This window comes from Serratia quinivorans (assembly GCF_052113645.1).
Classification (GTDB): Bacteria; Pseudomonadota; Gammaproteobacteria; order Enterobacterales; family Enterobacteriaceae; genus Serratia; species Serratia quinivorans_B.
In genome coordinates this window covers 319,902-345,063 of record NZ_JBIEIU010000003.1, presented here as the reverse complement: position 1 = coordinate 345,063, position 25,162 = coordinate 319,902, and the positions used below count along the sequence as shown (strand labels likewise).

The window sequence follows — 25,162 nt, the reverse complement described above, 5'->3', positions numbered from 1 at the left end:
ATAAAAGGATCCCGGCTCGGTGGCCGGGATTATTTCAAGTCCATAGCTCTCCACCATCAGGTGTTAGCCAAACGACCCCAACAGGTGCTTTAACTAAAAACCACATTCCATATTCATCTAAATCATCATCCTCATCTTCATATGGGTAAGCAGGCCAGGCCTCTTGCAACATTTTTATTTGTTGCTCAATAGGAACAGTCAAAAACACGCCATTCGTAGCTAATTTAATTTTTTTATCATTCAATAAGTTACCCAAAATAGCAAAAAATACTTTTTTCCTGAAAGAATAGTTATCAGGCAACTCAGAACATTCAACACTGATATGTTGCCATATAGCCCCCATAGACAACCCATAAGAACTTTCGGCAACAGATGTATATATATCATTGATATTTTTAATCATTTGAATTTAATCTCCACCCTTCTTCCACCATTTATAGATGGTGTCATTAAATCTATGGTCCATTTAGCACCAGTTTGTTGTGCTGACGTTGAAAAGTCTCTCAATGTCAAAGTGCTACCGGCTGAAGGTCCTTCTGTGACTTTTATCGAATACACCGTGCCTTTACCAGGAACCACCTTAGCTGATGGCATATTCTCTGACCCCGAAAGTTGCTTAAAGTAAGTCATAACATCAGCGTCATTAGCTCCTTTAAATACAGGAGCACCTAAACTTAACTGTGGATCTGCAACCATTGTTTTTCCATTAATATTTAACTGGAAGTCCTTCGGATGTACTGCCGGATTATTAAATTGAGTGGCAAGGTCATCAATTTTTTTCACTGCTTGCTGCTGTAATATCGCCCCAGATGGTTTCCCACTTAAATCAGAACTATTTTTCGCATTTTGCCCGATTCTTTCTAATGCTTCTTTTTCAGCTGATAATTTTCCAGCATTCATAGCTGCCGACTCAGCCTTACCCGCAACCTTAGCTGCAACCTTCTCCGTCAGTACCACACCGCCCTTGGCCAGCCCAGCACCACCGGCAGCCAAAGATGCAATATCAGTCAGTAGTTTACCACCCTCGACTCCTGCATTGAATGAGCCGCTGGCTCCCGCCTTTTGATACTCAGTGGTCAGCTTATCTATTCTGTCGATATAAGATTGTTTTACTGCGCCGCCAACATTACTTAATACACCATCACCGTCGAATAAGGCAGAGATTGAGTTCCATGTGTCCACTGGGCTTAAGCCCATTTTCACAATGCCTTCTACCGTTTCGTACAGTGAAGCAGGCACGCCCGCGACCATCCCCGCCGCAAAGCTGCCATCCTGACCCGCATCTATTGCAGTCCATTTAGCCTGAGTACCCGCTTTGCATACCAAGGTGCCACACTCAGCTAACTCTTTATCTTTTTGAATCAATTGAGCATCGCTGAGATAGTTATTCTCCACCGCATTCTTGCCGCTTTGCGCCCCTGCGACGGCATCACCGGTGCCATCCCCCACCAGCCCGCCGGCCAGCCCTGCTGCCAAGGTTCCCAGCGCACTCAGGGTCTGTTTTTGATCTTCCGTCAGGTTTTCTGGTTTCACACCCGGGTAAAGCTCGCCCGCTATGTAACGCGCCATCAGCTCTCCGCTGGCCGCACCAGCTGCCCCTGCCAATGCACTGTTACCACTGGCTTTGGCCGCTACCGCCCCCCACACAGCATGCGCCATCGCGTTCGCCGCAACGTTGGTGCTGCCATCCGCGTTGGTCGTCATCGCCTTGATGACCCCGGCCGCATAAGGGCTCAGCCCACCTGCCATTGCCTGCGCCAGATTATTGCCTGCCAGCCCCTGTATCGCTGCCGTGGCTGCCTGCATACCTTTCTGAACCGAGCTGCCGGTACCCCACTCCTTCTGAGTCGCTTTGTAGCTGTCTGTCGCTTTCAGTTTTTCGTTGTATTCCGCCCAGAGCTCCTTGTCAGCCCCTTTGTCCGGCTCTTTGATCCCTTTCTTCTCAAGCTCTGCCTTGCCCGCATTGATGGAACGGATATCCCCTTCCGTCCGGGCAATGTCCATAGCCTGATTGCCGATCTCGCCGATCAGCTGCGCCTGCTGCAGGCGTTTCTGCTCTTTCTCTTTGTCGAAAATCGGGCTTAACGTCTGGTTGGCGTGCTCCACGTCGCGGCTCAGGTCGTTGACGTTCTGCGTCTGTTTGTCCTGATCGCGGATGACGATGGTGCCGTCGCTCACCGCCGCATGGGTGGTTGAGCTGTCGTGTCCGCTGTTGTTGGCGCCCACCAGCAGGTTGTTGGCCATATTGCCGCCGAACTGGCTGCCGATGCTGCCGCCGGAGCTGATGCCTACGCTCTGGTGCTCCACTTCGAAATCAGCCTGATTGTGGATGTCCTTAAAGCCCAGCGTGCCGGTATCGAGCTGGTTTTTGTCCGCCGTAGCGGTGCTGCCGATCACCGCGCCGTTAAGCTGGGTATGTTCGCCCACCGTCAGGTCAAAGCCGCCCTTGCCGGCGAAGATGCCCGTCTGCTCCTGCACGCTGTCGTAGTTGCTGTGCATCTTGTCTTTGCTCAGGCTGATGCTGCCAGAACCGGTCATGGAGCCGAAGGTGAAGCTGCCGCCCGCGCTGGCGTTCTGCTGTTTGGAATCGTAACGATCGCTGTCCTGCTGGCTTTCCAGCAGCAGGTTGCGGCCCACGTCGGCCTTGACCGATTCGCCGGTGACCTGTGCGCCAATCAGGTTGGTATCGCGCCCGCTGGTAATCTTGACCTGATTACCGGCGTTAACCGTGGTTTCGGTGTGGCTGGTGCCGTTGCCTTTCTCGTTACCCTTGCCTTTGTTGACGCTGGCGGAAACGCTCAGCCCAATACCGCCGGAACCGACACCGATACCCACGCCCAGCGTGCCGCCCTGGCTCTCGTTTTTACCGTCCAGATACTGGGTGTTCTCGGCGGAAAGCAGATTCACGTCACGGTTGGCATCCAGGGTGACGTCCTTGCCCGCCTGCAACTGGCTGCCCTGCACCAGGATATCGCCGTCCTGGCCCTTCACGCCGTTGCCACTGGCGGTGATGCTCAGGTTGTTGCCCGCCGTCAGGCTGCTGCCCTGCGCCGTGCTCTGCCCGCTGTTCTGGGTCGAGGTGGAGGACTGGGTACCGTAGGAAATGCTGATCCCCACCATGTTGTCATTGGCCGGATCGGCGCCCTGTGCTTGCGCCAAACGCGCAGCCTGCACCGCCTGCACACCGCTCAGCGCCGCTTTGGTGCCCTGCAATGCCGCCAGGCGGCTGTCGTCGGTGGATTTCGCCTGCTGCGAGGTTTCTACCGCAGTGTTCAGCGCACTGCCGACCGTGCCGGAGAGTGCCAGCGTCAGGCCGGATTTCTTCTGTTCGACCTTGTGGGTTTGGCTGTTCTGATCCTGCGCCTGCGTCACCGACACATTCTTGCCGCTCAGCGCCATGTCCTTGCCGGCCACCAGCTCGGAACCGGTCACCGCCAGGTTATTACCGGCCCCCAGAGCGACGTTGCCGTTTACGCTGCCGACGGTGCTGCCCTGATTGGTCAGCCCCTGTGCGGTATCCGTGGTTTTCAGGCTTTCGGTGCCGTAGCTGATGCCGATGCCACCGCTGCTCATCAGGCCGGATTTTTTCTCCTGCTTGAGGTGCAATTCACTGTTGCTTTCGGTCGCGCCGGTGATGCTCAGATCGTTGCCTGCCAGCAGCTTCACGTCCTGAGTCCCGGCCACGCTGCTGCCCTGTACCCGTAAATCGTTGCCCGCCAACACGTTAATGCTGTCGCCGCTCAGGGTACTGCCCTGCACGGTCTGGCGATCCAGGGTGTCGCGAGTGGTGGTGGTGGTTTTCGACATCAGGCCGTTACCGCCGGTCACCTTGTGGCGCTCGTCCAGATCGAGTCTGTTCTCGCCGCTGAGGATCTTGATGTCATGGCCGGCATTGAGGTTCAGCGCATCGCCGGCAGACACCGTTGCCGCATGGGCAGTGATATCCTTCCCTGCGTTGAGGGTCACGGCCCCTTTGCCCACCACTTCGCTGCCCACCTGCTGGCTGTTGCCCTGTTTCAGGCTGTTGTCGCCGTCCCAGATCAGATTGTCGCGGCTAGCGGTAGTTACCGTATTCAGGGTGAGATCGCGCCCGGCACTCAGCAGGGTTTGGCCATTCTCACCGCTGTTAACCACCTGCGCCGCATCCAGTTTGATGTCGCGACCGGCCTGCAACATCAGCTTGCCGTCGGCCCCCTGCACGTACATGCCCGCCACGCTGTCGATGTTGGTGCGTTCGAAGCTGTTGGCGCCGTTAACGCTCTGTGCCGTACGGGTGGTGCTGATGGCGTTGATGTCGCGTCCGGCGCTGGCCAGCAGCGAGTTGTTGCCCTGGATCACCCCACCGATATTGTTGATGTCGGTGCGGGCGGTCAGGCCAACGTCAGCCCCCTGAATGTTGCCCGCCACGTTGGTGATGTTGGCGGCGCTCAGTTTCACCACTTCACGCCCGGCGATATGGCCGCTGTTGAACAGGCCTTCGCCCAGATTGAGGTTGACGTTGCGCCCGGCAATCAGTGCGCCGGAACCGTCCAGATCGCCCGGTTGCATGCGGGCATATACTTGCGGTACCAGGACGTTTTGCTGACTGCCGTCCGGCAGAGTGACCTTGGCATTCACCAACCAAACGATATCTTGGGTCAACAGCCCCATCTGTTCTGGCGTCAGCGCCACGCCGACCTTCAGGTTATATTGCTGGCTGAAGGCCAACCCCTGATCCATCAGCGCCTTAAACTGCTCTTCGTCGTTGTTGTAACCGTCCAGATAGCGCTGGCCGGTCAGATTGATCACCTGTTCACGGATCAGCCGTTGCTCGTAGTAACCGTCACCCAGGCGCTTCAACACGTTGTCCGGGTTATTGGTCGCTTTACCAATCATGTAATCCGAACCCAGCCAGGATTTTTGGTTGGTGAAACGCGGATCGGTCTCCACCAGATACTGGCCGCCCGGCGCCGGATTGGTCTTGAACAGACTGTTGTCCGGCAAACGGGTGTCCGGCCCAACGATACGCACCACGCTGTCCGCCGCATCGCCCTGCTGGCTATTGACCTTGTTGGCGACTTCGAACTGCTGGCCCGGCTGCAACGCTACGGCCTGGATCACCGGCAGCGCACCGCCGCCGATGGTCTGCATTCCAGCGGAAATATCACTGCCGGTAACCCCCGCATTGACCCCACCGGCAGCGCCGATGGTGGTACTGGTGCCCTGCGGTGTCAGCGGGGCAATGGCGATCGGGTTACCTGCCACCTGCCCGTGATCAATCAGCTGGCTCGGCTTCAGCGAAATGGTCTGAATGGTGGTCGGCGGCGTATAGGCCGTGGTGTTGTGCCCCTGATTATCTTTGCCTTTCTTTCTGATGCGGTAGTAACTGGTCACTTCGCCGACGTCGGTGGTCAGGCGCTGGCCCGGCACCGTCACGTTATCCACACTGCCGGCGTTAATCGCCAGCGTACCCCCCGCGATCACCTGGCTCTTGTCGTTCAGCAGATGCCCGGCGTTGATCGCCATATCACCACCCGCAATGATTTTGGCCGGATCGCTTTCCTTGATCTGGGTTTCCTGCACCGTGCGGTTGTAGTCGTATTGCGTAAATCTGTCGTTGTTATGCCCGGTTTTCCCTGGAGTATTCAGGTTCAACAGCGAGTCTGATGAATTGCGGTCAACGAAGACGCCCGGTTCTCCGGCCGTCCAGCGTACCGGGTCGCCTGACTGCTGGTACTCGGTGATTTTTCCGTTGGAAACGGTGACCAGTTCGGTACTGAAACGATCGTTGACGTTGTTGATCTGCCCGGCCGAAATAGCCATGCTGCCCGCAGATTCAAGGGTCGAACTGTGATTGTTGAGGGTGGCGGCCTGGCCGGTGGCCAGGTGGTTGGCGTCAAGCTGGCCACCAATCGCCATGTCCCCGCCGCTGTAGATCAACCCGTGATCGTAGTTATTCAGCGTTTGGGTGCCGATATCCACCCGCTCGCGCCCGGCCAGGGTGGCCGCGGTGCCGTTCTCCGCCAGGTTGTTAAAGGTGAGGGTTTGCACACCAATGGCATCGCCATAAATACGGCCGGTGCCGATGTTGGTCAGCGTATTGGCCTGGATCAACGTATGTTTGCCATCGATCAGGCCGTAGTTGGTCAAGGTACCGTTGACCGTCAGCCAATCTTGCCCGGCGTTTATCTCACCGCTGGCGGCATTGAACAGATTATTGGCGTGCAGATCGAGCTTGGCCCCCGCCAGCAGTTTGCCGCTGTTGGTCACATCGCCCGGCGTGGTGAAGTTGAAATTGCCGTTGGCAATCATCTCACCGCTGTTATTGATGCCCTGCGCGCTGACCAGATTAATATCGCCCAGCGACAGCAATTGCCCGTCGCCACCGACCGCTGCGGCATTGATGTCCAGCAGCTTGCCGGCCTTGACGGTTCCGCCGGTGTTCAGCAGGTTAAGCGCGGCCCCCTGCAACTGCAGGTTTTCGCTGGCGGCCAGTTGACCACCGCTGTTATCCAACTGACCGCCGTTGGTGATGGTCAGCTGTTGGTTAGCCAGAATGCTGCCGCCCCGGTTGCTCAGCGAGCCGGTGTTCAGCGCCACGGCTTGGCCTTCCAGCCCTTTGTTTTCCGCCTGAGTGCCGTCGTTGATGAATTGCAGGGCATTAAGCGTCACGGTGGCGCCGCTGCGGATCAGCCCCAGGGCGTTGTCGATCACCCCCTGCGCGCTGTCCAGCAACAGGTTGCCGACCGCCTGAATTTGTCCGTTGCGGTTGTCCAGACCGGCGCTGGCGAGTTGGACCGCCTGTTCGCCGATAATCCGACCGCCGTTACTGTTGTCCAGCGCCAGCGCCGCCAGGGTGAAGTCGCCCTTGGCTCCCAGCGTGCCGCCCTGGTTATTGACATCGCCACCGCTGAGCTGCAGTTCGCCCAGACTGTGCAAGGTACCGTTCTGGTTATCCAGCCGCTGGCCGTGGGTGTCGACACGCATCTCCGCGCCCGACTGCACCAGTCCACCCTGGTTATTCAGGCCGCCCGCGCCGGTGGTGTTCAGCACCAATGCCTGCTGCGCCACCAGTTTGCCGCCGCCGTTCAGCAGCGCCTCGGCGTCGAACTGCAGGTCTTTACCGGCAATCACCAGGCCCTGGCCGTTATCGAACACGCCGGTTGTGAGGTTCATTGCCCCCTGGCTGGTGATGCCGCCTTTGTCGCCGCTGTTGACGTTGGTCAGCCGATCGACGGTCAGATCCAAGCCTTCACCGCTCTGGATCAGGCCGCCATCGTTGTTATTGAGGCTATTGCCGTGCAGCTCCAGTGCCGTCTGGGCCGCCAATTGGCCACCCCGGTTTTCCAGCAGGCCGAAGTTAATCTTCGCCGCCTCGGCGCTGACCAAAGTGCCCTGATTGTTCACCAGATTGTCGCTGTCCAGCTGCAGATTTTTGCCTGCGCCAATCACTCCCAGATTGCTGTTATCCAGCAAATCTTTGGCATTCAGCGTCATATCCTGGCCGGATTTAATCGCCCCGCCCTGGTTATTGATAACCTGGGCCATGGCCGCCAGCTGCTTCTCTGAAGCCAGCGTGCCACGGCGGTTATCCAGTTGCTCGCCATGCAGTTGCAGGTCACCCGAACTGGCGATAAAGCCGGCCTGGTTATCCACGGCACCACTGGTGATAGCCAGTTTGCCCAGGCTGCTGATACCGCCATTCTTGCCGCTGTCGCGGTTGCTCAGGGCCTGGCCGTGAGTATCGATACGCGCATCAAGGCCCGCCTGCAGCAGGCCGCCATCGTTGGTCAGCGCCAGGCTGTCGATATTCAGCTTCTGCTTGCCAACCAATGTGCCCTGGCTGTTATCCAACGTACCGGTGGACAGATCGGTCGCACCACCGCCCACCAGCATGCCCTGAGTATTGTCCAGCGCACCGCTGTGGATCGTCAGCGTCCCCTGGCTGAGGATGCCGCCGGTTTCACCGCTCAGGCGGTTGCTCAATGCCGCGCCCTGGGTATCGAGATTCATGTTGCCGGCGGATTGCAGCAAGCCGCCGTCATTGGTCAGCGCACCGCTGCTCAGGCCCAGATCGCCGGAGGCGGCGATGACGCCCTGCTGGTTGTTCAACGCGCCTTTGCCCAGCGCCAGCGAAAGCGCGCCGCCCACCACCTGCCCGGCCTGATTTTCCAGTCCGGCACCGGTCAGTTGCAGAGCCTGCCTGGCCTCGATACGGCCGCCGCGGTTATCCAGCGCCTGTCGTGCCGCAACCTCTGCGTTGCCCGTCGCGGCGGAAACAAGCCCTTTGCGGTTATCCAGCTTATCCGCCTGCAACTGAGTATGGCCGCTGGCCGCCAGTTGCCCCTGTCGGTTATCGACCGCGCCGCTGACCTGTGCCTTCAGGCTGCCGTCCTGCGCAGCAATCACTTTGCCGTTCTGGTTGTTCAGCCGTGCGGCGTTTAACGTCACGTTGCCGTTGGCCGCCAGTTGGCCGCCCTGGTTATCGATCCCCTCGCGGGTATTGAGGCGCATCTCACCCTTGCCGCTCTGCACCAGTTGGCCATTGCGGTTAGACAGGCTACCGGCATCCAGCGCGATCTGCTGCGCCGAAGTGGTGCCGCCGTCCAGCACGTAATCGCCGCCCTGCATGCTGAGCCGGCCGTTGGACAGCAGTTTGCCGCCATCGCCCTGCAAGCGAGCGGTATTCACCGCCAGTGCACCTTTACCGGCATGGACGATTTGCCCGCCCTGGTTGTCGATCGAACCGGCGTCCAGCGTCAAGTCATTGCCATTGCTGGCGATACGGCCGCCGGTGTTATCCAGTTTGCCCTGAGGGTTCAGCCGGAGATTGTCTTCGCCGAGCTGGGTGATCTCCCCCTTGCGGTTGGATAAGTCATGCGCGTTAAGCGCCAGCTTGTTCGCCGCCAGCTTGCCGCCGTCATTGTTGAACAGCTTGCCGCTGCTGGCGGTCAGCTGTTGCGTGGCTTCAACCTGCGCATTAGCCGTGGTCAAATCGCCGGCCCCGGCATCCAGCGTGGCCTGGGTAGCCGCGGTACGGCTGCCACTGATGTCCACGCCCTGCCCAGTGGCGCGCAGGTTGCCTGCCGCCAGATTTTGGCCCTGTGCGGTCAGTTTGCCATGGGTGGTTAACGCCAGTTCGCCGCTGCCGCCAAGCCGGCCATCCTGCTGCACACCGGCCGCCAGCGTACTGCCTTGGCTGCTGTTCAGGCTGGCTGCCTGTACGCGCACATTATTGCGGGCCGCGATGGAGCCGCTGTTTTGCACTTCGCCGTCACTGCTGACGTCGGCATGGCCCGCCGCGAACAACGAACCGCTGTTGCTGACGCCGCCTTTCGAGGCCAACTGCATATCACTGCCGCTGCTGATTTTACCGCTGTTTTCAATACGGCCATCGGCGGTGACTACCACGCTGCCGGCCTGCGCGCCGATATTACCGGCGTTACGCACCCCGACGCCGGTTTCGGTGCCGATCATGCGGATCTTGCCGGCGTACATACCGCCGAGCTTGGCCACGTCCACCGCCAGTTGCGGGCGGGTGGCCGGATCGTCGCTTTGTTTGTCGATCTGTTGATGCGCGGCATCCACCTTGTTGCGCCCGGTGGTGACTTTAAGATCGTTTGCCCATAACCCGGCGTTGATCTTCGTCGAGCGCGCGATGATCTCGGTGTAATCCTGGCGCGAACTGTCCATACCGGCGCCTTCAACCACCACTTCGCCACGCTCGACGTTAAAGCCGGTCAGGTTGCCGTTGTTCATCTGCGCCTGACCGGTGGTCAGGGTGGCGCGGTTGGCGTTGATAAAGCCGCAACCGTTACAGGTAATGCCGGACGGGTTGGCGATCACCACCTGAGCACGCTGCCCGGCGACCTCGATATACCCGTTCAAACGGCTGGGATCGCGGGAGTTGACCTCATTGAGGATCACCTTGGCCTCGCCTTTCGCCAGCCACGGGTTGCCGTCGACCCAGCCGCCCTGTTGGGTTTGGGTCATTTTATGGGAGTTGTTGAGGATGACGCCCTGCTTGTCGACGTCAAACTGGCTGTAGGTATTGCGGGAAACCCCACCGGCGCTTGGCGTCTGAATATTGACCTGTGGCGTACCGTTGGCGCTGTTGATGATGGTCGGCTGCTGGCCGCCCGGCGCATTGCCATCGGCAATAATTGCCGCCTGCACCGGCTGAATCGCCCCCAGCGCCATCAGCAGGCTGAAACTGACGGCGTTCATCTTGCCGATACACTGGCTCAGAGTATGGCCCAGACCCGATGAGCGAGCAGACCCGGCATGACCGGAGCGGGCGATATCCGCCACCACCATCAGCATGCCACGCGCTTTGTTGAAAACGATACGATACAGGTTCTTGTTCATGGCAATGTCCTTATTGAATGTCTGACGGCGCGACGGCTAACGGGTGGTTCGTCCACCATTGCTGCGCTTGCTGATGGCTGACCTGCGCGCCTTTGAAGTTCACTACGCGCTTTCCACGCTGGCTTCCGCGGTGATACAGCGCCCGCATGCACAGGTGCGGGAAGATTTCCCGTGCGATCAGGTTGCGCATTTCGCGCGTGTGCCCAAAGGGCGCTATCCAGTCGCAGAACCACAGACGATCGCCGCTGTTCCAGTCATTTTCCTGCATATTTACCGCCGGCTGAGTCAAATAACGCGCCTCGGCCTCTTGATTCATCCAGGCCCAGCTGAGGAAAAACACCGGCTGATCCTGGTGTGATGCCAACACATATTGTTGCCGCTTGATGATCGGCAGCAGCAGCGTCGGCAGGCTGTGCAACGGCGCGTCGCGGTGCATCGGCGAATGCATCCACAGCCATACCGCAGCGCCAAAGGCTTCCGCCTCGCTGTCGTTACCGCCGAGGATCAGCGGCGCCCTGATATCGTATTCGCCTATGCGCATGGTCGTGCCCTCAGTAGTTCCAGCTCAGGTTAAAGCCCAGGGTGACCGGGCTGGTGCGGAACCCATCAGGTTTGGAGAAAGGCACACCGGCGAACAGATCGTAACCGACCTTGAAGGCGTAGCCGCGCAGGCCCACCACGCCACCGGCCAGGTGCTGACCGGCCAAGTAGTCGGAGCCGTAGCCCCCCACTTCGCCGTAGTCGGCGCCGAGGTACAATTCTTGCCCCTGCAACGGCGTACGCCAGGCCAGATCGTTACGGACGAACCAGCCGTGATTGGCGTTCAGGGTGCGTTCACCGTCAAAGCCGCGCACCGTCCAACGGTTGCCAATGGCAAACTGGTCTTGCGGCGTCAGTGGCGTATCGCTGATCTGGCGCTGGTATTGCACGTTGTAGCGGAAGTCCTGGCTGAACAGGCTGAATGGCACGTCGAGCTGGGCGTTAAGCTGCACAATTTTGCTGAGTGCCGTGGCCTCGCCAAAGGTCTCTTCCGGCGCAGGCAATGCGCCGAACCAACGGGTGCCGCGCTGATAGCTGATGCCGGCATCCAGCGTGGCCTGCTGAATGTAGTGGCGGTGCTGCAGCCCCAAACGCCAGCCGGAGGTGCGCCGACGCTGCACTTCTACTTCGGTATCGTTGATGTAGTTGCTGGACTCGCGCGCCAGCACGTCATAGGTCAGCGTGGTTTTCTGGCTGCCGTTGCGGTGCAGTACCCGGCTGAGCTGGAAATCCAGGTTCTTGCTCTTGCCGCTGTAACGGTAATCCTGATTTTGTCCGGCAATGGTCTGGTGGTAGTCGTAACTGTTGGCGGTCACCCCGGCCATCCAGTAACCAAACGGCACCGAATAGTGCCCGGTAATGTTCTTGGACCCCTTGCCGCCCTGGTTTTGCAGATCGGTAGAGCCGGAGATATAGAACAGATCGCTGAGCGAGAACGGGTTATCCAGCGACAGCGTCAAACCGCCCTGATAACGCCCGGTGCTCTTGGTGCCGGAGTCATCCAGCGAGGCGCCAATGCGCCACATGCGTTCCTGCTTCCAGCTCAGGGCAATGTCGCTTTCGCCGGGCTGTTCGCCGGGGACGATTTCCATATTGGCCTGTACCGTCGGCAGGCGCTGCAAGTTCTCCAGCCCCTGTTCGATATCGCGCAGATCCAGCAGGTTGCCCGCGTGGGCCGGGAAACTGCTGTAAGGCTGAATGTAATGGCCGCTGTCCGGCGTCAGTTTCACCTGCCGCACATAGCCTGGTACCACCACTAACCGCAGCTTGCCGCTTTTCAGATCCTGCGTCGGCGCCAGCACGCGGGTGGTGATATAGCCGTGATCCACCAGCCGGTTTTGCAGGGTGCTCATCAGCAGGTTAATGCCCTGCCCGCCCAGGCAACGGCCCTGCGCCTGATTGGCAATGCGCTGCAACGGCAACCAATGGGGAAGTTTGTCCTGGCCGCTCAACACGACCTGATCGATAGGGAAACAGGGTTTTTCCTGCGGGAAAGCAATGCGGCCAAAACCGGACGAAGGCGGAGACAAGCGCACATCCGGCGTCGGCGGTGTCAGTTGCTGCTCCAGCGCCTTTTGCCGCTGCTGCTGTATGATCAGCTGTTCGCTGTTTGATGTTGCCGCCAGCAGCGGTTGGCTGAATATAAACAGCGGCAAGACAACGGAGCCAAATGGAATACAGCCCTTGCGCACAGCAAGGCTGAGCGAAGAGTAAGCGGAGTGGCGCATTACTTTTTCCCTGTCGAAAGACAAATAAAAGATAAGAATTGTAAATAAACGCGAACATTATGCTCACGGCTAGCACACAATCAACTTAATTTTGGTTTGCAATGGGCGCCGGATAACAAAATGCTGAATAAGAATACTCTCTGACGCTAATAAATCCGCTCTGAAATCAAGTCAAAATCAACGCATAACATTATGTTTTTAAATAAATTTAAAATATTTTTATTTTAGTTAACATTAAGTTCAATGAATAATTGCATCTGAAGAATGCAATTATTCATCACGGCGGTATTCATGCCGAGTAACGTAAAATCTTTAGGAAACTTCCTATTTCAAACGCGCCAGATGCCTTTATTAATTAGCGATCTCAATTAGCTCCTTCATTAATCGCCGCACTGATTTTTAATTATATTTGTCAACGTGTTACTTATTCGTAATCGCTATAACTTATTCTCCCACCCCCGTCACTTCCCCGGGTGATCGGCTACCTCTGCCCCACCTGCAGCAGATTCTTTCGTTGCAATGCTAAACCGGTTCTTCTATTTTAGCTCGCCATCTGACACGGGTGAAGAAAGGGATTGAACATGGTTAATCGCGTATGGGTGCTGGGTGACGCAGTCGTCGATCTGGTTCCTGAAAATTCAAACAGTTATCTCAAGTGCCCTGGCGGCGCGCCCGCCAATGTGGCAGTCGGCATTGCCCGTCTGGGGGGCGACAGCGCCTTTATCGGCCGGGTCGGCCAGGACAGCTTCGGCCGCTTTCTGCAACAGGTGCTGAGTGAAGAACAGGTGGACATTCGCCATATGTCGCAAGATCCCGATCATCACACCTCCACTGTGGTGGTGGATCTTGATTTGGCGGGCGAGCGCTCCTTCACTTTCATGGTCAGTCCCAGTGCCGATCTGTTCTTGCAGCCTGAAGATCTGCCTGATTTCAAAGCTGATGAATGGCTGCACGTCTGTTCTATCGCTCTGTCGCAGGAGCCCAGCCGCAGCACCGCCTTTACCGCCATGGAAGACATCAAGGCCGCCGGCGGCTGGGTCAGTTTTGACCCGAACATTCGTGAAGAGGTCTGGCGTCAACCGGAAGCGCTGCGTACCTGCCTGCAAAAAGCGTTGCTGCTGGCGGATGTGGTGAAAATCTCGCAGGAAGAACTGATTTTTATCAGCAATATCGGTGAGTTAGAGAGCGCTGTCGACTGGATGATGCAACGCTACCCGCTGCGTTTGTTGCTGGTGACGCTGGGCGGCAATGGCGTCTGCGTACATGACGGCAAGCAGATCCGCCATTTCCGCGCCCCGATGATCACCCCGGTCGACACCACTGGCGCGGGTGATGCTTTTGTCGCCGGCCTGTTGGCGGCCCTGGCGCAGATCGGCGCTTTGCCACAGGAAGAACAATGGCCGGCGGTGATCGCCCAGGCTCAGGCCTGTGGCGCATTGGCGACTACCGCCAAAGGTGCGATGACCGCGCTGCCGCATGCCGACGAGCTCCGGGCCTTCCTTCGTCGCTGACCTGCCCACCGTAAAACTGGCCCCGAAAGACCCGAGATTAAACGAACAATATCGGGGCCACATTCACCCTTGCCTGTTCAGGCACAATTTGCGGACTCGATCACAATAGCTGAATCGGGTTAGCAAACTTGATTGCCAGTCGTCCTTCAACTCACTATCTTTCATCCTGAAAAACCGGTTTAGCAATTTAGCAAAAAATAATAACAACCTTCCCGGATGATAGACAATCATGAAAAAACTCAGCTATCTGGCCATCACTACAGGGCTTCTCATCTCTACCTCTGCGGCAGCTGGCGCTAACGACAGTATTGAAGCGCGTCTGAATGCACTGGAACAGCGGCTGCAACAGGCCGAACAACGGGCGAACCAGGCGGAAACGCGCGCTACGGCGGCAGAACGCAAGGCGCAACAGCTGGAGCAACGCACCGCCAATACCGAGCGGCAAACCGTGCAGGTAGCGCAGCGCACCGCAACGCTGGAAACCCACGCCGCACCGGCCAGCAACCTGAAGCTCACCGGCTTAACCGATCTTAAGCTGTACGGCGACGTCGAATTCAACCTGGACGGCGCCAGCCGCAGCGGCCAGTTGACGTCGCTGAAAGGCAGCGACAACAAGGACTGGAAGCCCGGTAACAAAGAAAAGTGGGATATCAACGGTCGCATACTGGTCGGCGTGGACGGTTATCGCCGCAACCCGGATGGCAACTTTTCTGGTTTCAGCGTGCAACCGCTGGCAGACATGACCGGCAAAATGAACCTCGACGATGCCGCCTTCTTCTTCGGTAACGAAAAAAACTGGCAAACCAAGATTGGTCGCTTTGAAGCCTACGACATGTTCCCGCTCAATCAGGACACCTTCATCCAGTATTCCGGCAATACCGCCAACGATCTGTACGCCGACGGCTTCGGTTATATCTACATGATGAAAGAAGGCCGCGGCCGTAGCAGCAGCGGCGGCAATCTGATGCTGAGCAAGTACGCCGGCAACTTCTACTTCGAACTGAATACGCTGGTGGAGGACGGTACCTCACTGTTCCAGGATGATGCCTACCACGGCAACAGTCTGGATAATAAGAAAAATGTCGCCTACCTGCGGCCGGTGATCGCCTGGAAAAAGGACCAGCTCAGCGCGGCGGTGGCGATGGAAAGCAACGTGGTCAACAATGCCTACGGCTACCATGACAATCAGGGACAATTCGTCGACCAGTCCAAACGCAACGGCTACGGCATGACCCTCAGCTGGAACAACACCGTCGCCCATCCGGACAACGGCGTGGTCGCCAACCTGAGCACCGCCTATCTTGACGCCTCCGGCGAGCAGGACTTCACCGCCGGGGTCAACGTGCTGTGGCGTCGTTTTGAAGTGGGTTATATCTACGCCCACAACAATATCAAAGAGTTCAATACTGCCGGCATGACGGCCGACATCAATAACCCGCTCAGCGAGCCGGGCAAATATGACATTCATACCATTCATACCTCGTACCAAATACCTAACATCATGAATATGAAGAATTTCAATCTGTACCTGGGAGCCTACGTTTCGATGTTGGAGGCCAATGCTGATAACAAGATTGCCAACGCCAACAACGACCAGCGCTACGGCGTACGTGCCAGATTCAAGTACTTCTTCTGACGCTGATGGGCTGATTTCCGCCGCGAAAAACCGCGGCGGCATTTTTATTTATTAAGGGAGTGAACATGGACATTACCGCAACCGCCAACGCGCTGTTGCCGCTGCTCGGCGGCAAAGAAAATATCGCCAGCGCCGCCCACTGCGCCACGCGCCTGCGCCTGGTATTGGTGGATGACAGCCTGGTCGACAAGGTGGCGATCGGCAAGCTGGACGGGGTGAAGGGCTGCTTTAACAACGCCGGGCAGATCCAGGTGATTTTCGGCACCGGGCTGGTCAACAAGGTGCACGCGGAATTTATCAAGGCGGCCGGCGTCAACGAATCCAGCAAGTCTGAAGCCGCCGATATCGCCGCTAAAAAACTTAACCCGCTGCAGCGTATCGCCCGCCTGCTGTCGAACATCTTCGTGCCGATCATTCCGGCTATCGTCGCCTCCGGCCTGCTGATGGGCCTGCTCGGCATGGTGAAAACCTACGGCTGGGCCGATGCCAACAGCGCCGTGTTTGTGATGCTGGACATGTTCAGCTCGGCGGCGTTCATCATTTTACCAATCCTGATCGGCTTTACCGCCGCACGTGAATTCGGCGGTAACCCCTATCTGGGTGCCACGCTCGGCGGCATTCTGACCCACCCGGCGCTGACCAACGCCTGGGGCGTGGCCGGTGGTTTCCATACCATGGACTTCTTCGGGCTGGAGATCGCCATGATCGGCTATCAGGGTACGGTGTTCCCGGTGCTGCTGACGGTATGGTTTATGAGCGTACTGGAAAAACAGCTGCGCAAAGTGATCCCCAATGCGCTGGATCTGATCCTGACCCCCTTCCTGACGGTGGTGATCTCCGGTTTCGTCGCCATGCTGTTTATCGGCCCCGCCGGCCGCGCGCTGGGTGACGGCATTTCCTTTGTCCTCAGCACGCTGATCGCCCACGCCGGTTGGTTCGCCGGTTTGCTGTTCGGCGGCCTGTATTCCGCCATCGTGATCACCGGCATTCACCACAGTTTCCACGCCGTCGAAGCCGGGTTGCTCGGGAACCCGAACATCGGCGTTAATTTCCTGCTGCCGATCTGGTCGATGGCCAACATCGCCCAGGGCGGCGCCTGTCTGGCGGTGTATTTCAAAACCCGCGATGCCAAGATCAAAGCCATTGCAGTGCCTTCGGCCTTTTCCGCCATGCTCGGCATTACCGAGGCGGCGCTGTTCGGTATCAACCTGCGCTTTGTTAAGCCGTTTTTGGCGGCGCTGGCGGGCGGTGCGCTCGGGGGAGCCTGGGTGGTGGCCAATCATGTCGGCATGAACGCCGTCGGGCTAACGGCGATCCCGGGGATGGCAATCGTGCAGGCCAGTTCGCTGGTGAGCTATATCATTGGTCTGGTGATCGCCTTTGGCAGCGCCTTTACCCTCTCGTTGTTGCTGAAATATAAAACGGACAGTGAATAATGGAAGAACTGAACCTGATGAAACAGGCCGTTCAGGCGCTCATGAGCGGCATGCCCAAGGCGCTGCGCGATCCGCACCGCCCGGCGTGGCACCTGGCGCCCAGCGTCGGGCTGCTCAACGATCCCAACGGCTTTATCCAGCATAACGGGGTTTATCACCTGTTCTATCAGTGGAACCCGTTGGGCTGCGATCACCGCAACAAATGCTGGGGCCACTGGCAATCGACGGATCTGGTCCACTGGCAGCACCAGCCGGTGGCGTTGGTGCCGGGGGCCTGTTACGACAGCCATGGCTGTTATTCCGGCTCGGCGGTGGTAGCGGACGGCAAAATCATGCTGGCGTATACCGGCAACGTAAAATACCCCGACGGCTCGCGCACCGCTTACCAGTGTCTGGCGCAAGAGAATGCGCAAGGCGGCTATGACAAACTTGGGCCGGTGTTGCCGCTGCCGCCGGGCTATAGCGGCCACGTGCGCGATCCGAAAGTCTGGCGCCATCAGGATGATTGGTACATGGTGCTCGGCGCCCGCGACTTGCAGGATCGCGGCAAGGTGCTGCTGCTGCGCTCCGCCGAACTGCGCAACTGGCAGCTATTGGGTGAAATCGCCGGTTCGCAGCTGAACGGTCTCGGTGATTTCGGTTATATGTGGGAATGCCCGGATCTGTTCACGCTGGACGGCACCGAGGTGCTGATCTGCTGTCCGCAAGGGCTGGCGGCAGAAGCCGAACAGTACCTCAACCTTTATCAGGCGGGCTATTTTACCGGCAAGCTGGATTATCGGCGGGCCACTTTCGAACATCAGGAATTCCACGAGTTAGATGCCGGGTTCGAGTTCTATGCGCCGCAAACCACCCTGGCCGAAGACGGCCGTCGGTTGCTGGTCGGTTGGATGGGCGTACCGGAGCAAGACGAGGATTGCCACCCGACCCGGCAGTCTGGTTGGATCCATATTCTGACCTGCCCTCGCGAGCTGTCGCTGCATAACGGCAAGCTCTACCAACGGCCGGTGCGTGAACTGCAACAGCTGCGGGGCGAAAACCGCCAATGGCAGGGCACGGCCGACGACGCCCCCTGCTGGCCTGTCGACAGCGCGGAACTGCTGTTGACGCCAAACGGCGCATTCAACGCCGACTTTGGCGGGGCGATGACCCTGGAGTGGGATGGTGCCGTGCTGCGTTTGACGCGCAACAACCTGCGCAATGGGCAGCCGGAACACCGTTACTGGCGCGGTAATCTGACCCGGTTGCAGATACTGTTTGACCGTTCCAGCGTGGAGATTTTTATCAACCACGGCGAAGCGACCATGAGTTCGCGCTACTTCCCCGCTCCGCAACCTTTGCTGCGCCTGAACGGCAATGCGCCGCTGGCGCTCGAGCACTGGTCGCTGACGCCATGCATGCTAGAATGACGCATCCTTTGATGAATTCAGATGCCGTCAGTGAAAAAAAATAAACGCATAACCATCAGTGATATTGCCGCACTGGCCGGCGTGTCGAAATCGACCGCCAGCCTGGTGCTTAATGGCCGCAGCAAGGAGTACCGGGTGTCCGACGACACCCGCGATCGCATCCTGGCGCTGGCCGGCGAGCACCATTACCAGCCCAGCTTCCACGCCCGTTCGCTGCGCTCTTCCCGCAGCCACACCCTGGGGCTGGTGGTGCCGGAAATGACCAACTACGGTTTTGCGGTGATTTCACGCGAGCTGGAAACCCTGTGCCGCGAGGCCGGTTTGCAGTTGCTGATCGCCTGCACCGACGAGAACCCGGCGCAGGAAATGATGGCGGTGAACAGCCTGGTGCAGCGGCAGGTCGATGGCCTGATTGTCGCCTCCAGCCAGCTCAACGATGCGGAATACCAAAAGATTAACGCCAGCCTGCCGGTGGTGCAGATGGACCGCCTGATCACCGGCTCCGACCTGCCGCTGGTGATCACCGACTCACTGACCTCGACCGCCACGCTGGTGGAAAACGTCGCACGCCAGCATCCGGACGAGTTTTATTTCCTGGGTGGGCAACCCCGTATCTCGCCAACCCGCGATCGGTTAGCCGGTTTTCAGCTCGGCCTTGAACGCGCCGGGGTGGTGTGTAAACCGGAATGGATCATCAACGGCAATTATCATCCCAGCTCCGGCTACGAGATGTTCGCCCAACTGTGTGCACAGCTGGGCCGTCCGCCCAAGGCCCTGTTCACCGCCGCCTGCGGCCTGCTGGAAGGGGTGCTGCGCTACCTGAACCAACACCAGCTGATGGAAAGCGATCTGCATTTGTGCAGCTTCGACGATCACTACCTGTTCGATGGCCTGACGCTGAAAATCGACACGGTGGCACAGGACTGCCGCGCCCTGGCCCAACACAGTTTCGACATGGTCAGCGCACTGATTGACGAGCGGCCGTTGGAGCAGAACGCGCTCTACCTGCCGGGCAGCATCCACTGGCGTCACGCCGGTTCGAAGGCACTGCTCGGCCAGCCCTGATTTCAGGTTTTTCTTTTCCCGCTTAAGGAGCTCCACATGAGCCGTGAGATTAATAAAGATACCCAGCTGTGCATGTCGCTGGCCGGTCGCCCCGGCAACTTCGGCACCCGCTTCCATAACTACCTGTATCAGGAACTGGATCTGAATTTTATCTACAAGGCGTTCACCACCCAGGATATTCAGGCGGCGGTGGGCGGCGTACGGGCTTTGGGGATCCGCGGCTGCGCGGTTTCCATGCCGTTCAAAGAGAGCTGCATCCCTTTCCTCGACGAACTGGACGCTTCCGCCACGGCGATTGAGTCGGTCAATACCATCGTCAATGACGACGGTTTTCTGCGGGCCTATAACACCGATTATATCGCCATCGCCAAACTGCTGGCCCAGCACCAAATCCCGGCGGCAACCTCCTTTGCCCTGCGCGGCAGCGGCGGCATGGCGAAAGCGGTCACCGCCGCGCTGCGTGACGCCGGTTTCAAAAACGGCCATATCATCGCCCGCAATCCGCAGGCAGGACAGGCTCTGGCTAGCGCGTACGGCTATCAGTGGCAGGCCGAAGTCGGTGAGCTAAAGGTGGAGATGGTGATCAACGTAACGCCAATTGGCATGGCCGGCGGTGCTGAAGCGGAGCAGTTGGCCTTCACGCCCGCCACTGTCGATGCGGCAAACATCGTCTTCGACGTGGTGGCGCTGCCGGCGGAAACCCCACTGATTCGCTACGGGCGCGAACACGGCAAACGAGTGATTACCGGCGCAGAAGTGATTGCGTTACAGGCGCTGGAGCAGTTTGTGCTCTATACCGACGTACGCCCTACCGATGAGCAAATCGCCCGCGCGGCGGCGCACGCTCGCGGTTAAACAGGGACGTAAACGTTAGGGCCGAACCGCTTGGTCAGGCCTAACGTTTTAACGGTGGGCCAGCAGACGCAAAATATTTCTCGCACCGTGGAATACGCGCTCGATCCTGACATTAGGCTGTAGCGCGGTGAAAACGATAAGGTATTTTCCATAGGCGCTAATCCTGACGTCCCGGCCAAGTTCAGGGCGCTTTTGATAGGCTTGCGGTGACTCACCGATACGCTGGCATTGGCTATACAATTCAGCAATGAAACTCAGTGCGCGGACCGGATTTTCCTGCGCAATACGGTCGCCAATACTTTCAATGTCATATATCGCCGCCGGCGATATTGTTAGCCCCATTAGTCACTTCCGTTATCCACCATCCGTTGGTATTTAGCCCGCAAACGCGTAAACGCCTCTTCCGCCGGGACTCCCTCACCACTTTCAATTCCCTGTGCAGTGGCCACTCGCAGCTCTTCAATTTTCATCGCTCGCTCATGTTCTTCGAGCAGGCGCAGACCCGCCCGAATCACTTCACTGACGTTGCCATAGCGCCCGCTGTCAATTTGCTCATGAACGAACTTTTCAAAATAAGGGCTTAAAGCAATGCTGGTTGGCATGGCCGACTCCGGAAAGTAGTGTTAATTACTATCTATTAGTATTTTCATTTATCGACGGCACGTCAAGTATTTGTACAAAACTCAGCCAATAAAAAAGGGCGCCTGAGCGCCCTTCTAACCGTAGGTGATATCAGCCCGCTACTTGGCGGTGCCTTCCATCCCCACCAGCCCCACTTTCAGGTAACCGGCTTTACGTAGCGTATCCATTACGCTCATCAGCGTTTCATAGTCCACGCTCTTGTCCGCCTGGAAGAAGATGGTGGTCTCTTTGTTCGCCTGGGTTCGTTGATCCAGCACCGACGTCAGCTGATCTGCGCTGACCGCTTGTTCGCCAACGTAGAGCTGTTTATCCGCTTTCACCGACAGGAACACCGGTTTTTCCGGACGCGGCTGAGGTTTGGCGGAGGACGCCGGGAGATCGACACGGATATCTACCGTTGCCAGCGGCGCGGCCACCATAAAGATGATCAACAGCACCAGCATGACGTCGATAAACGGCGTCACGTTGATTTCATGCAGTTCGCCGCTGTCGTCCAGATCTTCATTTAAGCGCATCGCCATAACTCACCCCACCCGCAGTTGGTGTGAATGCTGTGAGCGTTTGGCTTCCGCCGTGGCGGCCAGATCCAAATCGCGGCCCAGCAGCAGCAGCACCTGCGCCGCTACGTCGCCAACCTGAGCGCGGTGACCGCTGATCACACGGGCGAAGATGTTATAAATCACCACCGCCGGGATCGCGGCGACCAGGCCCAGTGCGGTGGCCAGCAGCGCTTCTGCGATGCCGGGGGCCACCACGGCCAGGTTGGTGGTTTGCGAGTGGGCGATACCGATAAAGCTGTTCATGATGCCCCAAACGGTACCGAACAGGCCGACAAACGGCGAAATGGCACCGATGGTCGCCAGGAAGCCATTGCCACGCCCCATGTTACGGCTGTAGCCCGCGACGCGACGCTCCAGACGGAAACCGGTACGTTCCTTGATGCCGTTGTTGTCGTTGGACGCCGCCGACAGTTCCAGCTCGTTTTGCGCGTCATTCAGCAACACTGAGCTGATGCTTTCGTCCGAGAAGTTCTGCGCCAGTTCGGACGCTTCGTCCAGCGAGCGGACATTGGCCAACGCCAGCTGTTCGCGGCGCAGACGGCGCTTGGCGCGGAACAGTTCGCTGCCTTTGGAGAACAGGATGGTCCAGGTGACGATAGACGCCAGCACCAGGCCAATCATCACGATTTTCACCACGATGTCCGCATGCTGGTACATCCCCCAGACGGACAGGTCCATACCGCGGGTTTCCGGCGGCTGAATGGTCGGCTGCGGATTGACCGGAGTGAGGGTTTCAGGCGCTGCCGCAGCAGGTGCGGTGGCCGGAGCCACGCTTTCGGTAACGGCCGGATTAGCCGCCGGGGCCGCCTGAGCGCTGCCGGCCAGACCCACCACCAATACCATTGAAGCTATCAGACCACGGCCGAATGCCTGGCCCCATTGCGCCCGGCCCTGACCGAACGATCCTTGATTTAAATGCTTGCCAGCCGTTTTCACGCTGTGCCTCCACCCGTTACCGATCAAAATTGAGGAATAATTCAGCGTGCGATCATATCAAACCAATCAGGGATTGATAGTAGTTCTCATTATTATTTACCAAATAATCGGGAAAATCACCCTTGTGCCGCACTTAAGGTTCCTTCACTAACCCATTCGCCGCCTGTTCGCCCCTATGTGTGCCCTTTATAGGGCTATTTCGTCACTTTTACCGCACAGGGCTGCAACAAAGTCGGGGGTTTTGCCGCATTTTACTGTTACATCTCAGGCTCACCGATAAACTCTCTTGGTTATCGCCGCCAGACAGAACGATGAGGTGCGAGAGCGGCATTGAGCAGAAGATTATAGCCGTTTCTACATTTGGATGTTAAAACGTCTGGATGGCTATTATAGGTCATGCTAACGTAAGGGCTATCGCAAATGGCCCGTGAAGATCCAGCAAAGGTGAGCCTGTTCCTATGACGTCTAAAAACATCGAAACCACCCTGATTGGTGCCGGGCGCAGCAAGCGCTACACCCAGGGCTCCGTCAACCCTGTCACCCAACGTGCTTCTTCACTGGTATTTGACTCCGTGGCGGCCAAAAAAGACGCCACTGCCAAGCGCGCCCATGGCGAACTGTTTTACGGCAGACGCGGCACCCTGACCCACTTCGCGTTGCAGGATGCGATGGTCGAACTGGAAGGCGGTGCTGGCTGTGTGCTTTATCCTTGCGGCGCGGCGGCGGTCTCCAACGCCATTTTGTCCTTTGTCGGCGCGGGCGATCACCTGCTGATGACCGGCTCGGTGTATGAGCCGACGCAGGACTTTTGTACCCACATTCTGAGCCGCATGAATGTGGAAACCACCTATTTCGACCCGCTGATCGGCGCCGATATCGCCGGGCTGATTCAACCCAATACCCGCGTGGTGTTCCTCGAATCCCCGGGTTCAATCACCATGGAGATCCAGGATATCCCGGCGATGGTGCAAGCCATTCGCGCCGTGGCACCTGAGGTGGTGATCATGATCGATAACACTTGGGCGGCCGGCGTGCTGTTCAAGGCGCTGGATTTTGATATCGACATTTCGATTCAGGCCGGCACCAAATACATTATCGGCCATTCCGACTACATGCTCGGCACCGCCGTGGCTAACCCACGCTGTTGGGACCGACTGCGCGAATACTCTTATTTGATGGGCCAGATGGTCGACGCCGATACCGCTTATATGGCCAGCCGCGGCCTGCGCACGCTGGGCGTTCGCCTGAAACAGCACCAGCAAAGCAGTATCGAAGTCGCCAATTGGCTGGCCGAACGACCGGAAGTAGCCGTGGTCAATCACCCCGCGCTGCCCAGTTGCAAGGGCCATGAGTTTTACCGCCGTGATTTCAGCGGCTGCAACGGCCTGTTCTCTTTCGTGCTGAAACAGCGTCTGAGCGACACGCAGTTAGCCCAGTATCTGGACAACTTCAGCCACTTCAGCATGGCCTATTCCTGGGGCGGCTATGAATCCCTGATCCTGGCTAACCAACCGGAGGAACTGGAAGCCATTCGTCCGGCGGGCGGCATCGACTTCTCCGGCACCCTGGTGCGCCTGCATATCGGCCTGGAGAACGTGCAGGATCTGATCGCCGACCTCGCCGCCGGGTTCGACCGCATCACCCACGCGCAATGACATATCGCCTGTTTGCACCGGCAACTTTATTCGCCTTGTTTAATGTGTGCTTAAGCTATTAGCGTTACACTAGCCGGGTAACTGTCAGATACGGCCAACACGGCGCCCTGGATAACCTGACGCCAGGCGCAACCGGTATGCAACAGGATATATAATGGATGTATTACGAGAGATTGTTCATGCGCTTTGGCAGCAGGACTTCATTGCCCTTGCCGATCCCAGCGTAATTTGGGTGGTTTATGCGGTGCTTTTCACCACTCTATTTTTAGAAAACGGACTACTGCCAGCCTCTTTCTTGCCCGGCGACAGCCTGCTGCTGTTATCCGGCGCACTGATCGCCAAAGGCGTGATGGCCTTTGTGCCAACGCTGATCATTTTAACCGTCGCGGCCAGCCTGGGCTGTTGGCTGAGCTACCTGCAAGGCCGCTGGTTGGGCCACACCAATCTGGTCAAGGGCTGGCTGCTGCAATTACCCGCCCAGTATCACCAACGCGCGCACAACCTGTTTAACCGCCATGGCCTGATGGCGCTGGTGATTGGCCGTTTTCTGGGGTTTGTTCGCACCCTGCTGCCCACCATGGCCGGGATCTCGGGCCTGAACAGCACCCGTTTTCAGTTCTTCAACTGGCTAAGCGCAGTGATTTGGGTGGGTGCGGTGGTCGGCCTCGGTTACGCTTTCAGCCAGATCCCTTTGGTGAAACGCTACGAGAGCCAGGTGATGACCGGGCTGATGATCCTGCCGCTGGTGCTGCTGCTGGTTGGCCTGCTGGGGGGGATGTTGGTTATCTGGCGTAAAAAACGCGCCGCTTCTTCCTGATGTTCTGACGGGCGGCAACCGCCGCC

16 protein-coding genes are annotated in these 25,162 nt (G+C 58.1%); 8 read left to right on the top strand and 8 right to left on the bottom strand.

All coding sequences use genetic code 11. From position 1 onward, the window contains the following. Positions 1-34: 34 nt before the first annotated feature. Genes ACGS9J_RS08910 through ACGS9J_RS08895 form a run of 4 tightly spaced genes read right to left on the bottom strand, consistent with a single transcriptional unit; the run spans position 35 to position 12,614 of the window. Positions 35-403: a DUF596 domain-containing protein gene (locus ACGS9J_RS08910; protein ID WP_442230571.1), complete on the bottom strand. Its 369-nt coding sequence runs from the start codon at positions 401-403 to the stop codon at positions 35-37. Then, on the bottom strand, positions 400-10,347 hold the full coding sequence (locus ACGS9J_RS08905; RefSeq protein WP_442230570.1) for a hemagglutinin repeat-containing protein: 9,948 nt from the start codon (positions 10,345-10,347) through the stop codon (positions 400-402). The genes ACGS9J_RS08910 and ACGS9J_RS08905 overlap by 4 nt, the downstream gene beginning before the upstream one ends. A 10-nt stretch (positions 10,348-10,357) precedes the next feature. Further along, on the bottom strand, positions 10,358-10,888 hold the full coding sequence (locus ACGS9J_RS08900; protein ID WP_442230569.1) for a toxin-activating lysine-acyltransferase: 531 nt from the start codon (positions 10,886-10,888) through the stop codon (positions 10,358-10,360). A 10-nt stretch (positions 10,889-10,898) separates the two neighbouring features. Further along, positions 10,899-12,614, bottom strand: coding sequence for a ShlB/FhaC/HecB family hemolysin secretion/activation protein (locus tag ACGS9J_RS08895; protein ID WP_442230568.1), 1,716 nt, complete (start codon positions 12,612-12,614; stop codon positions 10,899-10,901). A gap of 581 nt (positions 12,615-13,195) precedes the next feature. Here ACGS9J_RS08895 and ACGS9J_RS08890 point away from each other — a divergent pair. The 6 genes from ACGS9J_RS08890 (at position 13,196) to ACGS9J_RS08865 (ending at position 20,526) form a co-directional block, all read left to right on the top strand. Further along, entirely contained in the window at positions 13,196-14,125 is a 930-nt protein-coding gene (locus ACGS9J_RS08890; RefSeq protein WP_442230567.1) for an aminoimidazole riboside kinase, read from the top strand. A 229-nt stretch (positions 14,126-14,354) separates the two neighbouring features. Beyond that, positions 14,355-15,761, top strand: a complete 1,407-nt coding sequence (locus ACGS9J_RS08885; RefSeq protein WP_442230566.1) for a carbohydrate porin — start codon at positions 14,355-14,357, stop codon at positions 15,759-15,761. A 65-nt stretch (positions 15,762-15,826) separates the two neighbouring features. After that, on the top strand, positions 15,827-17,197 hold the full coding sequence (locus tag ACGS9J_RS08880; protein WP_442230565.1) for a sucrose-specific PTS transporter subunit IIBC: 1,371 nt from the start codon (positions 15,827-15,829) through the stop codon (positions 17,195-17,197). After that, a complete protein-coding gene (locus tag ACGS9J_RS08875; protein ID WP_442230564.1) occupies positions 17,197-18,606 on the top strand; it encodes a sucrose-6-phosphate hydrolase in 1,410 nt (469 codons plus the stop codon). Before ACGS9J_RS08880 ends, ACGS9J_RS08875 begins: the two co-directional genes overlap by 1 nt. 21 nt (positions 18,607-18,627) lie before the next feature. Further along, on the top strand, positions 18,628-19,671 hold the full coding sequence (locus ACGS9J_RS08870; RefSeq protein WP_442230563.1) for a substrate-binding domain-containing protein: 1,044 nt from the start codon (positions 18,628-18,630) through the stop codon (positions 19,669-19,671). A gap of 36 nt (positions 19,672-19,707) precedes the next feature. Further along, complete coding sequence (locus ACGS9J_RS08865) at positions 19,708-20,526, top strand: shikimate 5-dehydrogenase (protein ID WP_442230562.1); 819 nt, start codon at positions 19,708-19,710, stop codon at positions 20,524-20,526. A gap of 48 nt (positions 20,527-20,574) precedes the next feature. Here the strand turns inward: ACGS9J_RS08865 and ACGS9J_RS08860 are convergent, their stop codons facing one another. The 4 genes from ACGS9J_RS08860 to exbB all read right to left on the bottom strand — a co-directional run bounded on the left by ACGS9J_RS08860 (position 20,575) and on the right by exbB (position 22,664). Beyond that, entirely contained in the window at positions 20,575-20,868 is a 294-nt protein-coding gene (locus tag ACGS9J_RS08860) for a type II toxin-antitoxin system RelE/ParE family toxin (RefSeq protein WP_442230561.1), read from the bottom strand. Beyond that, positions 20,868-21,128, bottom strand: coding sequence for a type II toxin-antitoxin system ParD family antitoxin (locus ACGS9J_RS08855; protein ID WP_442230560.1), 261 nt, complete (start codon positions 21,126-21,128; stop codon positions 20,868-20,870). Before ACGS9J_RS08855 ends, ACGS9J_RS08860 begins: the two co-directional genes overlap by 1 nt. A gap of 138 nt (positions 21,129-21,266) precedes the next feature. Continuing rightward, positions 21,267-21,689, bottom strand: coding sequence for a TonB system transport protein ExbD (gene exbD, locus ACGS9J_RS08850; RefSeq protein WP_020828649.1), 423 nt, complete (start codon positions 21,687-21,689; stop codon positions 21,267-21,269). Between the two features lie 3 nt (positions 21,690-21,692). Continuing rightward, positions 21,693-22,664 carry a tol-pal system-associated acyl-CoA thioesterase gene (gene exbB, locus ACGS9J_RS08845; RefSeq protein ID WP_442230559.1) on the bottom strand — a complete coding sequence of 324 codons (972 nt, stop codon included), beginning with the start codon at positions 22,662-22,664 and terminating at the stop codon, positions 21,693-21,695. A 458-nt stretch (positions 22,665-23,122) separates the two neighbouring features. Between exbB and metC the strand changes: the two genes are divergently transcribed. Both metC and ACGS9J_RS08835 read left to right on the top strand, forming a co-directional pair. After that, complete coding sequence (gene metC / locus ACGS9J_RS08840) at positions 23,123-24,319, top strand: cystathionine beta-lyase (RefSeq protein WP_442230558.1); 1,197 nt, start codon at positions 23,123-23,125, stop codon at positions 24,317-24,319. 154 nt (positions 24,320-24,473) lie between these two features. Next, on the top strand, positions 24,474-25,136 hold the full coding sequence (locus ACGS9J_RS08835; protein ID WP_442230557.1) for a DedA family protein: 663 nt from the start codon (positions 24,474-24,476) through the stop codon (positions 25,134-25,136). Positions 25,137-25,162 lie beyond the last annotated feature (26 nt).

Excerpts from the sequence above, each read along its gene's own strand:
- ACGS9J_RS08910 (WP_442230571.1), bottom strand. The coding sequence starts at position 403 with ATGATTAAAAATATCAATGATATATATACATCTGTTGCCGAAAGTTCT.
- ACGS9J_RS08905 (WP_442230570.1), bottom strand. The coding sequence starts at position 10,347 with ATGAACAAGAACCTGTATCGTATCGTTTTCAACAAAGCGCGTGGCATG.
- ACGS9J_RS08900 (WP_442230569.1), bottom strand. The coding sequence starts at position 10,888 with ATGCGCATAGGCGAATACGATATCAGGGCGCCGCTGATCCTCGGCGGT.
- ACGS9J_RS08895 (WP_442230568.1), bottom strand. The coding sequence starts at position 12,614 with ATGCGCCACTCCGCTTACTCTTCGCTCAGCCTTGCTGTGCGCAAGGGC.
- ACGS9J_RS08890 (WP_442230567.1), top strand. The coding sequence starts at position 13,196 with ATGGTTAATCGCGTATGGGTGCTGGGTGACGCAGTCGTCGATCTGGTT.
- ACGS9J_RS08885 (WP_442230566.1), top strand. The coding sequence starts at position 14,355 with ATGAAAAAACTCAGCTATCTGGCCATCACTACAGGGCTTCTCATCTCT.
- ACGS9J_RS08880 (WP_442230565.1), top strand. The coding sequence starts at position 15,827 with ATGGACATTACCGCAACCGCCAACGCGCTGTTGCCGCTGCTCGGCGGC.
- ACGS9J_RS08875 (WP_442230564.1), top strand. The coding sequence starts at position 17,197 with ATGGAAGAACTGAACCTGATGAAACAGGCCGTTCAGGCGCTCATGAGC.
- ACGS9J_RS08870 (WP_442230563.1), top strand. The coding sequence starts at position 18,628 with ATGCCGTCAGTGAAAAAAAATAAACGCATAACCATCAGTGATATTGCC.
- ACGS9J_RS08865 (WP_442230562.1), top strand. The coding sequence starts at position 19,708 with ATGAGCCGTGAGATTAATAAAGATACCCAGCTGTGCATGTCGCTGGCC.
- ACGS9J_RS08860 (WP_442230561.1), bottom strand. The coding sequence starts at position 20,868 with ATGGGGCTAACAATATCGCCGGCGGCGATATATGACATTGAAAGTATT.
- ACGS9J_RS08855 (WP_442230560.1), bottom strand. The coding sequence starts at position 21,128 with ATGCCAACCAGCATTGCTTTAAGCCCTTATTTTGAAAAGTTCGTTCAT.
- exbD (WP_020828649.1), bottom strand. The coding sequence starts at position 21,689 with ATGGCGATGCGCTTAAATGAAGATCTGGACGACAGCGGCGAACTGCAT.
- metC (WP_442230558.1), top strand. The coding sequence starts at position 23,123 with ATGACGTCTAAAAACATCGAAACCACCCTGATTGGTGCCGGGCGCAGC.
- ACGS9J_RS08835 (WP_442230557.1), top strand. The coding sequence starts at position 24,474 with ATGGATGTATTACGAGAGATTGTTCATGCGCTTTGGCAGCAGGACTTC.